The sequence below is a fragment of the Pseudomonas sp. P108 genome, assembly GCF_032613195.1.
GTDB lineage: Bacteria > Pseudomonadota > Gammaproteobacteria > Pseudomonadales > Pseudomonadaceae > Aquipseudomonas.
The window spans coordinates 56,186-69,366 of record NZ_CP126691.1; the positions used below are offsets into that span (position 1 = coordinate 56,186).

The window sequence follows — 13,181 nt, forward strand, 5'->3', positions numbered from 1 at the left end:
GATGAAACTGGCGATGAAGTTGCGGACACGCTTGTTCCTGAGCATTTCCGCGCTGATCACTGTGGCCTTGCTCGGGCTGCTGCTCGGGCTGGTCAGCGTGATGCAGATGGCCGGTACTCAAGAGGCCTTGGTGCGCAGCAACTTCGTCACTCTGGATCTGGGGCTCAAGTTGCGGCAGACGCTGGGTGATCAACTGATCATCATGCTCGCGGAAAAGCCTGATCCCGTGGCGTTCGAAGCGTCGAAGCAGCATTACTTCGAGTTGCTGGACCAGGGCATCGCCCAAGAGCAAAAGGGCGATGGCCGGTTATACGGCTTCAGTCGGGCAAAAGCGGATTATCTGAGCTTCCTGGAAGCTTTCGATTTGTCCCGAGACCCGGCCAGCTCGATGAGCAGCAGCGCCGAATTCCGGGAGCGCTTCAACACGTTGCGCAACGGACTGATCACCGAACACAAGCATGCACTGGACAATATCAACGCGGTACAGCGTGAGGCGCGTGACCGTGCCTTGCTGATTGCGGGTCTGCTGGGATTTGTCGGATTGGCGGTGCTGATCATCGGTTTCATTACGGCCCACGGCATTGCCAGGCGTTTCGGCGCGCCGATCGAGGCGCTGGCGAAAGCGGCGGACAATATCGGCCAAGGCAATTTTGAAGTAACCCTGCCGATTTCCTCGGCGATGGAGATGAATCTGCTGACCAAACGCTTCGGCCTGATGGCCGAAGCGCTGCGTGAGCATCAGGCGACCAACGTCGATGAATTGCTCGCTGGCCAGCAACGCTTGCAGGCGGTGCTCGACAGCATCGATGATGGCTTGCTGATGATCGACCGTCAGGGGAATCTGGAGCACCTCAATCCCGTCGCCCAGCGGCAGTTGGGTTGGGATGATGATCGTCTCGGCCAGGGACTGGGTACGGCGCTTGGGCGGCCCGAGCTGGATGCGCAACTGCAACTGGTCTTGCGCGGCGGCACTCTGGAGCGGGCGCCGGAAGATTTGAGCATCGAGGTCGATGGCGAATCACGGTTGTTGACCTACAGCCTGACGCCCGTCAGCCACACGCAAGGTCATATCCTCGGCGCTGTGATGGTCTTGCACGATGTCACCGAGCAGCGCGCCTTTGAGCGGGTGCGCAGTGAATTCGTCTTGCGCGCCTCCCATGAGCTGCGCACGCCGGTCACCGGTATGCACATGGCGTTCGGTTTGTTCCGTGAGCGGGCGAAGTTTCCAGCGGAATCCCGCGAGGCAGATCTGCTCGACACGGTGAACGAGGAAATGCAGCGTCTGATGCAGTTGATCAACGACTTGCTTAACTTTTCGCGTTATCAGAACGGTCTGCAGAAACTCACGCTGGCGCCGTGCTCCATCGAAGATTTGCTGGAGCAGGCGCAATTGCGTTTTGCCGATTCGGCGGCGGCCAAGGGCATCGCCCTGAATGTCGAAGTACAGGCGCCGCTGCCACGTTTGCAGGCCGATCAGGCGCAGCTCGATCGCGTACTCGACAACCTCATCGACAACGCCCTGCGCCATACCGCCCGTGACGGTCAGATCCGCTTGCAGGCGCGTCGACATGGTGAGCGGGTGATCATCAGTGTTGAAGACAATGGCGAAGGTATTGCTTACGGCCAGCAGGGGCGGATCTTCGAGCCGTTCGTGCAGGTCGGGCGCAAGAAGGGCGGCGCCGGACTGGGTCTGGCGCTGTGCAAGGAAATCGTCCAGCTGCATGGCGGGCGGATGGGCGTCTATTCGAGGCCGGGGCAGGGCACGCAGTTCTATATGGCGCTCGCCGTCTAGGCTTCATCATCCATACGGCGCCCGGCAAGGCGTCGCCCGCGCGTAATCAGCTCAATGAACTGCACTGCGCTCAGGGCATGGGCGAACAACCAGCCCTGGCCGAACTTGACGCCTTCGCTGCTGAGCAATTCGGCCTGTGATTCCAGTTCGATGCCTTCGGCAATCACCTTCAGATCCAGAGCCTGGGCCATGTGAATGATGTGCGGGGCGACGCCGCTGCTCGCCGCGTCATGGCCGAGGGCGTCGATAAAGGCTTTGTCGATTTTCAGGCAGTCGACCGGCAGGGTTTGCAGGTAGGCGAGGCTGCAATAGCCGGTGCCAAAATCGTCGATCAACACTTGATGGCCAACATCGCGCAGCGCTTGCAGGTTTTCCCGCGCCACTACCACATCAATCAAGCCACGCTCGGTGACTTCGAAGGCAATCTGCCGTGCGGCCACCCGGTGCAGTGTAAGCAGTCGCGCCATGACCTGGCCGATGCGCGGCACCATCACGTCGCAGGCGGCGAGGTTGACCGAGATATACAGTTGCGGATTGGCCCGCAGCACCGGACCCAGTTGCTCCAGCAAACGCTGGAGGACAAAGTCTGTCATCTGGCGGATCTGCCCGGTATTTTCCGCCATGGGGATAAACAGATCGGGGCTGGTCAGCGTGCCATCCGGGCGGCGCCAGCGCAGCAATGCTTCGGCGCCGACGCAATTGCGACTGTCGAGATCGAAGATCGGCTGATAGAGCACCTGCAACTCGCCTCGACGAATCGCGCCGTGCAGTTCCGCGTCCAGCGACTGGCGCTGGCGCACCAGCAGGAAAACGAAAAACCCCAGAAATGCGCCGAGCAGCACACACGCCGGGATCATCCACCACCAGATAGCGGGAATATGTATTCCGGTCCTGGGTGTGATCAGCACCAGCTGATATTCCGGGTTGTTGGTGGGCATGCGGTAGATCAGCCGGGTTTGCGTGACTTGCAAGGCATCGCGGCTTTTCGGTGGCCAGTGTTCCGTGGGCGGCCAGGCTTGCGCCATGCCGAGCACCGGGATGGCCCGGGTGCCGTGATCGAGTACCACCAACAGGCTGCTGCCGGGAGACAGATCGACCATGTCGGTCAGGTGCCCGCGCGAGGTGGCCACGCGGAAGTTGCCGCGACCCAGCATCAGGGCTGCGCGGTTTTCATCCGGTTCAGTGGTGGTGTTCAGCCAATAGCTGTAAGTCGGGCCTTTGATGTCCGGCGCGCGGACAACCGACAGGCCTTCCTGACGCGGGCGGTTGGAGCAGATCCGCGAGGCGTCCATGTAAGCCGCTTCGTAGACGAAGCGATAGTTGAAGGTGACTTGCTGCAAGGTGGCGATCATTTCATCGTCACAACTGCGCAGCGGCTGGGCTTCGAGATCGTCGAGACTTTCGCGTAACTGGCCGAACAATTGTTCGAGGCGGGCGAGGAAACGTTCGCCTTGCGCGTTCATTTCCTGACTTTCGCTTTGCTCGACCTGACGCATTGCCACGAACATTCCACCTGCGATCAGCAGGCAGGCACTGAGGACAGCCGCGATCATCGCCAAAAACCACGGGCGATAAAACCAGCTACGCAGCGTCTCTCGGGTAGCAACCATCATGGAATATCCGAAGAATTACCAATGAGTTATAGCTGCTGATTGCGATTTCGCCCTGACCGTCGGGCGGGCGTCATTATTTTGTCTGATTGAGGACCAGCAGCAGCGCTGCCGTTTGCGCATCCGGCGTGCCGTCGAAGCGCGAAGGCCGGAAGTGCATCTGGAAGGCTGCGAGGACGTGGCGCGTCGCAACGTCCAGTTCGCCGGTTTGCGGCGTGTCATAACCCAAGTGCGCCAGTTGTGCCTGGAACCAGCTGATGCTCGGCAGTTCGCTGCTGTTGAACAGCGCTTGCTGGCGCGCCACGGCTTGTTCATTTGGCCACAGGCCCAAACCCTCGGCGGCGAGGCGTTTCCACGGGAACAACGGTCCTGGATCAAGCTTGCGCAGCGGCGCGATGTCGCTATGGCCAATGATGTGTCGCGGGCTGATGCCGTTGCGCTTGCTGATGTCCTTGAGCAGGACGATCAATGATTGAATCTGCGCCTCGCTGTACGGATACCACAGGCGTCCGGTCGGCGTGTCCTTGAAGCCGGGGTTGACGATTTCGATGCCGATCGAACTGGAGTTGAGCCAGGTGCGGCCCTGCCATTGGCTTTCGCCGGCGTGCCAGGCGCGCTGGTTTTCATCCATCAGCTTGTAGACAGTGCCGCTCTTGTCGTCGCCGATCAGGTAATGGCTGCTGACTTCGCCGTGGGTCAGCAATTGCAGCGAGCGCTCCAGCGAGGCCGACGTGTAATGCACGACCACAAACTGAATGCGGCTGTCGTAATTGGCCGAAGGATGGCTGGTGTTGTAGCGCGGGCCGCTGGCACAACCGGCCAGAACGAGCAGCGAAGCGAGGAGGGTAAAGAATTTCATGGCAGAAGGCAGTACACGCAAGACAGTAATGCAACAGTGTAACGTACTGCCTTGCGTCTCGACGGTCAGCGGGCGGATTTAAACAAAATGGAACAATTTGCTCAGCCCAGCTCGACCCGGTTGCGTCCTGCATTTTTAGCGCGGTAAAGCGCCTGATCGGCTCTTTTCAGCACCAGATCGCTGTGTTCTCCAGCGCGGAATGTTGCCAGTCCCATGGAGATGGTGATCGTCACTCGCTCACCCTTGAAGTGAAACGGGCAGGCTTCGATTGCCGCTCGCAACGTTTCCAGCAATTTCGCACCGATTGCAGGCGGAGTGGCCGGTAGCAGCAGTACGAATTCCTCACCACCAAAACGCGCAATGAAGTCGGAGCCGCGCAGGCGTTTGCGCAGCACGGTGGCAATGATTTTCAGCACCTTGTCGCCGGCCAGATGGCCGTAGTTGTCATTGATGCGTTTGAAGTGATCCAGATCGAGCATCGCCAGGCTCAGGGTGTTGCCGTGCTGCTGCCACTGCTTGATTTCATGTTCGAGGCGTTCGCTCCACGCAGCGCGATTGGGCAGGCCGGTGAGCGGATCGATCAGGGCTTTCTGTCTTTGTACTTCAAGATGTTCGCGGAAACCCTGGGCTTCCTGCTCCATATGCGCCACGCGCTCGGACAGGCTTTTCAGCCGCGTTGCGACTTCCTGTTCGCGAGCGTCGCGCTGCTTCTGGTGCTGGTCCATGGTGCCTAGCAGGCCCTCGAGATGGTTCTCCAGCACATGCTTGAGGTCTTCCAGATCCGCCGCTTCCTGCACGCTGGTCTGCAAACCGTCGACTTGCTCGCGGATCTGCGTGTCCATTGCCCGCGCCGCCGAGCTATTGTCGGCATGCCCTTCGCTGGCGGCTTGCAGATTGCTCTGGAACGCTTCGAGGCGCTCGTTGAGCTGTTGCAGGTAGGCTTCGAATTCGTGCTGGCCGCTGTCGGTGATCGCCAGCATCAACGTCGCCAGATCGTCGAGGATCGGGATCAGTTCGTACCAGTTCAAGCCATGTTTCAGTCTTTCACGCATGGCTTCGGCTTGCGGACGGTGGCGCTCCGGCAGGGTCAGGTCGTCGAGGAGGCCGATCAGGGTGTCTTCGATGTGTTTGGCCACGGAGCTGTAAGACGGCTCCGGGGTATCCGGCAAGGCGAACAGGATGTCGTGCTCGGGCTGTTCCGGGTCGATGGCTGCCAGCGCCTGGGCAATCGGTTCGGGCAGCGGCAGGCTGTCGAGGATCAGCGGTGCCGGGTCGCCGGGGTGGATCAGCTCATCAGGATTGATGGCGGCGGGCGCGATGGGCGTCTGAGCTGGAGCTGCGGCGAAAACAGGCTCGGGCTCGATGTGCTCAGCCTGCGGTTCGACCGCAGGGCTACTGACTTTGCTGACGACCGTGGGTGGTACAAAGTTAACCACCTCTGCCGGTTCCGGTTCCAAATGAGCCTGGGCGGCTGGCGTCGTTGTTTCGACGGACACCACAGCTTCGATGGCAGGCGCTGCCGTCATGGCTTCGATCACGGCGACAGGGGCGGGCTGTGCGGCTTCTGGTTCGGGCGCCGGTGGGGCAGGCGGTTGCGGCGGCGTGGCTTGCAGCGGCGCGGGTGATTCTGTCGCTGGCGCTTCTTCGCTGTCACGACTACCGAACAGACGCTGCAACAATCCCGGGCGACCCGGCTCTGCCGGGGTGTCCAACTGACTTAACGCTTTGCCCTGCAAACCACTGAGCTCACTTAACAGCAATGGCATTTCCCGCGCCGAACCGACGCGGCCATCCAGTTGTTTGGCGAATTTCTTCAGCGGCTGGGCGACCTCACGCGGCAGCGGCAAAGCCTGCAACTGGGTGACCAGCGACGTCAGCGCGGTACTGACCTGATCGATGCGGGTTTCGCGGCGCTGCTCGGAATCGAGCACGGCTTTTTCCAGGCGCGGCAGGAGGGCGGCGAGGCCGGCGTCCATGTCATCGGTGCGCACCACGTCGCGCATCTCTTTCATGCACTGATCAACGACTTTATCGGTGCCTTCGGCCGCCAGCGTGCTGCGCACCAGGCCGCGGCGCAGCAAATCGAGCCTGGCGGCCCAGCGGCGTTCAAGTTTGTCCTGTTGTTCGATGCTTTTGAGGTACTTCTCTTTCCAGCGCTGGGCGTCGTCGCTCATTCAGGGGTTCCGCGAGGGGCAGGACTCAACGCGGGCAATGCATCGGCCGTGAGCGAACCCGGCAGACGAATCTCTACCGCGACCGGCAGGTGATCGGAAATAGGTTGTGCCAGCACTTCGACCTTTTCCAGGGTCAGGGTCGGGCTGAGCAAAATATGATCAAGGCAACGCTGAGGGCGCCAGCTGGGGAATGTCGCTTCCACCTGCGGGGCCAGCAGGCCGAGATCGCGTAACGGTGAATGTTGTAGCAGATCGCTGGCATGGGTGTTCATGTCACCCATCAACACTTGGTGTTTATAGCCACCGATCAGCTCACGAATATAGGCCAGTTGCAGGCTGCGGGTTCGCGCGCCAAGGGCCAGGTGCATCATTACCACCACCAGCGCTTCCGGGCCTTCGCCGAAACGCAGCAGAATCGCCCCGCGACCTTTCGGCCCGGGCAGCGGGTGATCTTCGATCGCCGACGGTTTCAGGCGACTGAGCACGCCATTGCTGTGCTGAGCGAGTCGGCCGAGGTTGCGATTGAGTTGTTGATACCAGTAGGGAAAGGCGCCGAGCTGCGCCAGATGTTCCACCTGATTGACGTAGCCCGAACGCAGGCTGCCGCCATCGGCTTCCTGCAGGGCGACCAGATCGAAGTCGCCCAGCAAGTCACCGATCTTTTGCAGATTGCCTGAGCGGCCGTTGTGCGGCAGCAGGTGCTGCCAGCTGCGGGTCAGGTAATGCCGATAGCGCTCGGTGCTGATGCCGACCTGGATATTGAAACTGAGCAAGCGCAGACGCTGGTCTGCGGGCAGGCCCGTGGACTCCAGGTGATGCTCGTTGACCTGCGGATCATGCAGGCCAACGATGCGTTCAGACTTCCAGCGGCGCATGGCGGTAGCCGCGCTTAGTTGGCTGCAGCCTTGGTTGCCGCTCGCTCTTTGGCGACCAGTTGGTCAGCCAGTTTCAACGCTTGCTCGGCGCCGCCGGCAGAGCCGATGTCGAAACGGTACTTGCCGTTGACGATCATGGTGGGTACGCCAGTGATCTCATACTTCTTGGCCAGTTCGCGAGCTTTTACGATCTGACCTTTGATGGCGAAAGAGTCGAAGGTGGCGAGGAACTTGTCCTTGTCCACGCCCTGGGTGGCGAGGAAGTCAGCCATGTCGTTCTTGTCGGTCAGCTTTTTGTGTTGTTTCTGGATTGCTTCGAAAACCGCCGCGTGAACCTTGTGCTCGACACCCATGGCTTCGAGGGTCAGGAACATCTGGCCGTGAGCGTCCCATGGGCCGCCGAACATCGCCGGAATACGCACGAAGTTGACGTCGGATGGCAGTTTTTCAACCCACGGGTTGATCACCGGTTCAAAGGCGTAGCAGTGCGGGCAGCCGTACCAGAACAGCTCGACCACTTCGATCTTGCCAGGCTCTGCAACCGGTACCGGGTTGGCCAGTTCCACGTAAGGGGCGGCTGGGGCTTCGGCGGCTTGAGCGGTCACGCCGAACAGGCTGGCAGCGACGAGAGCGGCGCTGATGATCAGATTACGCATGCTTTACTCCTGGACAATTTGGGTCGCCTCGCGCGACCTGTTTTCAGACAGATCCTGGCGGGCATGAGTTCTGTAGTGTAACGGCAGCGGCCACAAAAAAGGGCGGCCAAAGCCACCCTTTTTATACTTGCTGCGACGGATTAATCGAGCGTTAACGTTGCAGGAGATGTCCATCGCCTGCAGCGCTCGATCCGTAGGCCTTAGTGCAGACCTTGAATGTAGCTGGAGACCGCAGCGATATCTTCGTCGCTCAGGCGTTTGGCGATGGTTTGCATGGTCATGGTGTCACCGTCGTTGTTGCGGCCGCCTTCTTCCTTGCGGAAATCAGTCAGCTGCTTGGCGATGTATTGAGCGTGTTGGCCACCCAGGTGCGGGAAGCCGGCAGCTGCGTTGCCGGCGCCGTTCGGCGAGTGGCAACCGGTGCAGGCGGGCAGGCCCTTGGCCAGGTTGCCGCCACGGAACAGCGCTTCACCGCGAGCGACGATCTTCGGATCGGCGGCGCCGACGCTGCCTTTCTGGCTGGCGAAGTAGGCGGCGATGTCGGCCAGGTCCTGATCGCTCAGGTTAGTCAGCAAGCCAGTCATTTCCAGAACGGTGCGCTTGCCCGACTTGATGTCGTGCAGTTGCTTGGTCAGGTAGCGTTCACCTTGACCGGCCAGTTTCGGAAAGTTTGGCGCCATGCTGTTCCCGTCCGGGCCATGGCAGGCTCCACATACGGCGGCTTTTGCCTGGCCTGCTGCGGCATCACCGGCAGCATGGGCGAAGCCTGAGATTCCCACGGTCAACAGCAGACTCACGATCAATTTGTTCATCAGCTAATCCAACTACGGCTAAGGGTTAAGTTATGGACCGGGCTTACTCGCGCTCATCCACAGGATGATGGCTTGGTAATCCTCGGCACTGCAGTCCATGCACAAACCACGCGGCGGCATCGCCTTGAAACCCTGGGTCACGTGTTGCACCAGCGTCCCCATACCTTTCGCCAACCTCGGCGTCCAAGCTTCCTGATCGCCTCTTTCGGGCGCCATGGGTAGTTGGCCGGAATGACAGGCACCACAAACACGGTTGTACACAGCTTCCGGATCCTGTGTAGCCTGTGCGCTGTAAAGCGGCATCAAGACTCCGGCAGCCAGCAGCCATTTCGTCATAAAACGACCTTTTCAGGGTTGAGAGCGTTCTGCGTTCTAATGCGCAATCAAGGTCTGTCGCTCTCGTGAACTTCATCCTACGCTGGGACAAAGCACACACAAAATCTGCGGCATTATATACTGGCGTCACTGAAACGGAAGCGACACCGCGTTCCGCGCCCAATCCCGGCGCCGCCCACATCGGAAATCCCATGCAACTCAAGAATCCCATCCTCGGCCTGTGCCAACAGTCCACGTTCATGCTCAGTGCCGCCAAAGTCGATCAATGCCCTGACGACGAAGGCTTCGAAGTGGCGTTCGCCGGTCGTTCCAACGCCGGCAAATCCAGCGCACTGAACACCCTGACTCACGCCAGCCTGGCGCGTACCTCGAAAACCCCGGGTCGCACACAGCTGTTGAACTTCTTCAAGCTAGACGAAGATCGCCGTCTGGTCGACCTGCCGGGCTACGGTTACGCAAAAGTACCGATCCCGCTGAAGATGCACTGGCAGCGTCACCTTGAGGCGTACCTCGGTGGCCGCGAGAGTTTGAAGGGTTTGATTCTGATGATGGACATCCGTCATCCAATGACCGACTTCGACCTGCTGATGCTCGACTGGGCCGTTGCCGCTGGCATGCCGATGCATATCCTGCTGACCAAGGCCGACAAGCTCACCTACGGCGCCGCCAAGAACACCCTGCTCAAAGTGCAGTCGGAAATTCGCAAGGGCTGGGGCGACCTCGTCACCATCCAGCTGTTCTCCGCGCCAAAACGCATGGGCCTGGAAGAGGCCTACACTGTACTGGCCGGCTGGATGGAACTCGCAGATAAAGGCGCCGAGGCGGCCGAGTAAACAGGGATTAGAAAATTTGCTGTGGTGCGCTCAGGCAAGGCGAAAGCACAGCTAAAAAGCGGAGTTTAGGGTACCTAAATGAGCATTTTTAGCTGTGCTTTCAACGCAGTCTGAGCGTGCCACAGCCAATTTTCGGGCAAAAAAAGCCCCGGATTTCATTGGGGAGGGAGAAATTCCGGGGTTTAAGTTCCGAACCGCTAGGGCGGGGTTCAGATATCTGCCAACACTTAACACAACATAGGAGCATCGAAGGGCTTCACCAGCCATTCAGTATCTCTGAGTGGTGTCCTTCCAGATTAGTTCAGATTTTTTTCAAAAAGCTTTGGAATAATCTCAAGCGCCTTTCGAAATAAGCAGATTTTCCGCGGCTGCCGCGACGTCATGTCGCGGCAAAATCGTCTTCAAATGGCTCAATGAGCCTCATCCCAATTGTTGCCCACACCCACTTCGACCAGCAGCGGCACATCCAGCTTCGCCGCTTCGCTCATGTGTACTCGAATCTCGGTACTGATCTGTTCCACCAGATCCTCACGAACTTCCAGCACCAGTTCATCGTGTACCTGCAGGATGACTTTGGCGTCCAGCCCGGACGTCGCCAGCCAGTTATCCACCGCCACCATGGCTTTCTTGATGATGTCGGCCGCCGTGCCCTGCATCGGCGCGTTGATCGCCGTGCGCTCGGCGGCGGCGCGTTCCTGCGGCTTGTTCGAGTTGATCTCCGGCAAGTACAGACGGCGACCGAAGAAGGTCTCGACATAACCTTGATCCGCTGCCTGCGCGCGGGTGCGATCCATGTATTCGCGAACGCCTGGATAACGGGCGAAGTAGGTGTCGATGTAAGCCTTGGCGGTCTTGGTGTCGACGCCAATGTCCTTGCCGAGCTTCTGCGCACCCATGCCGTAGATCAGGCCAAAGTTGATCGCCTTGGCGCCACGGCGCTGGTCGGAAGTCACTTCGTTGAGCTCGACCTTGAACACTTCGGCAGCAGTCGCGGTGTGCACGTCGAGATTGTTGCGGAAGGCGTTCATCAGGCCTTCGTCCTTGGACAGATGCGCCATGATTCGCAGCTCGATCTGCGAATAGTCCGCCGCCAGCAGTTTGTAGCCTTTCGGCGCGACGAACGCCTGACGAATGCGTCGACCTTCAGCCGTGCGCACCGGAATGTTCTGCAGGTTCGGATCGCTGGAGGACAAACGCCCGGTCGACGCCACAGCCTGATGATACGAGGTGTGGATACGCCCGGTGCGCGGATTGATCTGCTCCGGCAAGCGATCGGTGTAGGTGCTTTTCAGCTTGCTCATCGAACGGTGCTCCATCAGCACCTTCGGCAAACGGTGATCGTCTTCGGCGAGTTTCGCCAACACTTCTTCAGCAGTGGACGGCTGGCCCTTGGCGGTTTTCTTCAGCACCGGCAGACCGAGTTTCTCGTAGAGAATCACGCCCAATTGCTTCGGCGAGCCAAGGTTGAATTCTTCCCCGGCGATTTCGAACGCTTCGCGCTCCAGCGCAACCATTTTGTTGCCCAGCTCAATGCTCTGGATGCCCAGCAGTTCAGCGTCAACGAACGCGCCCTGGCGTTCGATGCGCGCGAGAACCGGCACCAGCGGAATCTCGATGTCGGTCAGCACGCTGGCCAGGCTCGGGATGGCGCTGAGTTTTTCGAACAAAGTCTGGTGCAGACGCAGGGTGATGTCAGCGTCTTCAGCGGCATACGGCCCGGCCTGTTCCAGCGCGATCTGGTCGAAGGTCAGTTGCTTGGCGCCTTTGCCGGCGATGTCCTGGAAGCTCACGGTGGTGTGATCCAGATACTTCTGCGCGAGGCTGTCCATGTCATGGCGGGTGGCGGTGGAGTTGAGCACGTAGGACTCAAGCATCGTGTCGAAGGCGACACCACGTACGTTGATGCCTTGGCTCTGATCGCCACCGATGGCGCAGTTGGCCAGGATGTTCATGTCGAACTTGGCGTGCTGGCCGACCTTGAGCTTGCTCGGGTCTTCCAGAATCGGCTTGAGTGCGCGCAGCACGGTGTCGCGATCCAGCTGTTCCGGCACGCCGATGTAGGAGTGGGTCAGCGGGATATACGCGGCTTCGTTGGCCTGCACGGCGAACGACAGGCCGACCAGTTGCGCCTGCTGCGCGTCGATGCCGGTGGTTTCGGTGTCGAAGGCGAACAGTTTGGCGTTGTTGAGTTTTTCCAGCCAGACGTCGAAACGCGCCTGATCGAGGATGGTTTCGTACGCGGCTTCAGCAGGCGCGGCGGGCGCTTCCTCTGCTGGCGCGCTGAACAGGTCACCGGCCGGCGCAGGCTCGCTGGCTGCGCTCAGTTCCAGACGTTTGGCGTCGCGATCCAGATCATTGATCCAGCTTTTGAATTCCAGCAGCGAGTACAGCTCGTAGAGCTTGGCCGGGTCTTCTGCGCCCATTTGCAGGTCGTCGAGTTCAACGTCCAGCGGCACATCGACCTTGATGGTCGCCAGTTGATAGGAGAGGAACGCCATCTCCTTGTGCTCTTCGAGCTTGGCCGGCAGGGTTTTCGCGCCGCGAATCGGCAGGGTCGGGACGATGTCGAGATTCGCGTACAGCTCGGTAAGGCCGCCATTGACGCCGACCAACAGGCCGGACGCAGTCTTCGGGCCGATGCCCGGAACGCCGGGAATGTTGTCGGACGAATCGCCCATCAGCGCCAGATAATCGATGATCTGCTCCGGTGCGACGCCGAATTTCTCCTTCACGCCTTCCACGTCCATCGAACTACCGGACATAGTGTTGACCAAGGTAATGTGGCCATCGACCAGTTGCGCCATGTCCTTGTCGCCGGTGGAGATCACCACCGGGCGATCCGCCGCGGCGCTGCTGCGGGCGAGGGTGCCGATCACGTCGTCGGCCTCGACGCCTTCCACGCACAGCAGCGGGAAACCAAGAGCGATCACGCTCTGGTGCAGCGGCTCGATCTGCACGCGCATGTCGTCGGGCATGCTTGGGCGGTTGGCTTTGTATTCGGCGTACATTTCATCGCGAAATGTCCCGCCCTTGGCGTCGAACACCACGGCGAACGGGCTGTCCGGGTACTGCTTGCGCAGACTCTTGAGCATGTTCAGCACGCCCTTGACCGCACCGGTCGGCAGGCCTTTGGAGGTGGTCAGTGGTGGCAGTGCGTGAAAGGCGCGGTACAGGTAAGACGAACCGTCCACCAGGACGAGGGGGGCTTGGCTCATGAGCAGGATCAACCTTTTC

Annotated in this window: 10 protein-coding genes; 2 read left to right on the forward strand and 8 right to left on the reverse strand. The window is 60.0% G+C overall.

Annotation, left to right across the window (positions count from 1 at the left end):
- Nucleotide 1 precedes the first annotated feature (1 nt).
- On the forward strand, nt 2-1,792 hold the full coding sequence (locus tag QOM10_RS00265) for an ATP-binding protein (protein WP_316917381.1): 1,791 nt from the start codon (nt 2-4) through the stop codon (nt 1,790-1,792).
- Here the strand turns inward: QOM10_RS00265 and QOM10_RS00270 are convergent.
- The 7 genes from QOM10_RS00270 to QOM10_RS00300 form a co-directional block, all read right to left on the reverse strand.
- Nucleotides 1,789-3,402, reverse strand: coding sequence for an EAL domain-containing protein (locus QOM10_RS00270; protein WP_174245092.1), 1,614 nt, complete (start codon nt 3,400-3,402; stop codon nt 1,789-1,791). The two genes, QOM10_RS00265 and QOM10_RS00270, sit on opposite strands and share 4 nt — an antisense overlap.
- A gap of 76 nt (nt 3,403-3,478) precedes the next feature.
- Nucleotides 3,479-4,261 carry an N-acetylmuramoyl-L-alanine amidase gene (locus tag QOM10_RS00275; protein WP_127925307.1) on the reverse strand — a complete coding sequence of 261 codons (783 nt, stop codon included), beginning with the start codon at nt 4,259-4,261 and terminating at the stop codon, nt 3,479-3,481.
- 101 nt (nt 4,262-4,362) lie between these two features.
- Nucleotides 4,363-6,435 carry a diguanylate cyclase gene (locus tag QOM10_RS00280; protein ID WP_316917382.1) on the reverse strand — a complete coding sequence of 691 codons (2,073 nt, stop codon included), beginning with the start codon at nt 6,433-6,435 and terminating at the stop codon, nt 4,363-4,365.
- Complete coding sequence (locus tag QOM10_RS00285; protein ID WP_007911779.1) at nt 6,432-7,310, reverse strand: endonuclease/exonuclease/phosphatase family protein; 879 nt, start codon at nt 7,308-7,310, stop codon at nt 6,432-6,434. Before QOM10_RS00285 ends, QOM10_RS00280 begins: the two co-directional genes overlap by 4 nt.
- Nucleotides 7,311-7,324: 14 nt before the next feature.
- Nucleotides 7,325-7,966 carry a thiol:disulfide interchange protein DsbA/DsbL gene (locus QOM10_RS00290; RefSeq protein ID WP_122604722.1) on the reverse strand — a complete coding sequence of 214 codons (642 nt, stop codon included), beginning with the start codon at nt 7,964-7,966 and terminating at the stop codon, nt 7,325-7,327.
- Nucleotides 7,967-8,166: 200 nt separating this feature from the next.
- Complete coding sequence (locus QOM10_RS00295; RefSeq protein ID WP_016986443.1) at nt 8,167-8,778, reverse strand: c-type cytochrome; 612 nt, start codon at nt 8,776-8,778, stop codon at nt 8,167-8,169.
- 30 nt (nt 8,779-8,808) lie between these two features.
- Entirely contained in the window at nt 8,809-9,114 is a 306-nt protein-coding gene (locus QOM10_RS00300; protein ID WP_045123119.1) for a c-type cytochrome, read from the reverse strand.
- Nucleotides 9,115-9,305: 191 nt separating this feature from the next.
- Between QOM10_RS00300 and yihA the strand changes: the two genes are divergently transcribed.
- Nucleotides 9,306-9,947: a ribosome biogenesis GTP-binding protein YihA/YsxC gene (gene yihA / locus QOM10_RS00305; RefSeq protein WP_007911767.1), complete on the forward strand. Its 642-nt coding sequence runs from the start codon at nt 9,306-9,308 to the stop codon at nt 9,945-9,947.
- Nucleotides 9,948-10,357: 410 nt separating this feature from the next.
- Here the strand turns inward: yihA and polA are convergent, their stop codons facing one another.
- Nucleotides 10,358-13,162, reverse strand: a complete 2,805-nt coding sequence (gene polA, locus QOM10_RS00310) for a DNA polymerase I (RefSeq protein ID WP_160037660.1) — start codon at nt 13,160-13,162, stop codon at nt 10,358-10,360.
- Between the last annotated feature and the right edge of the window lie 19 nt (nt 13,163-13,181).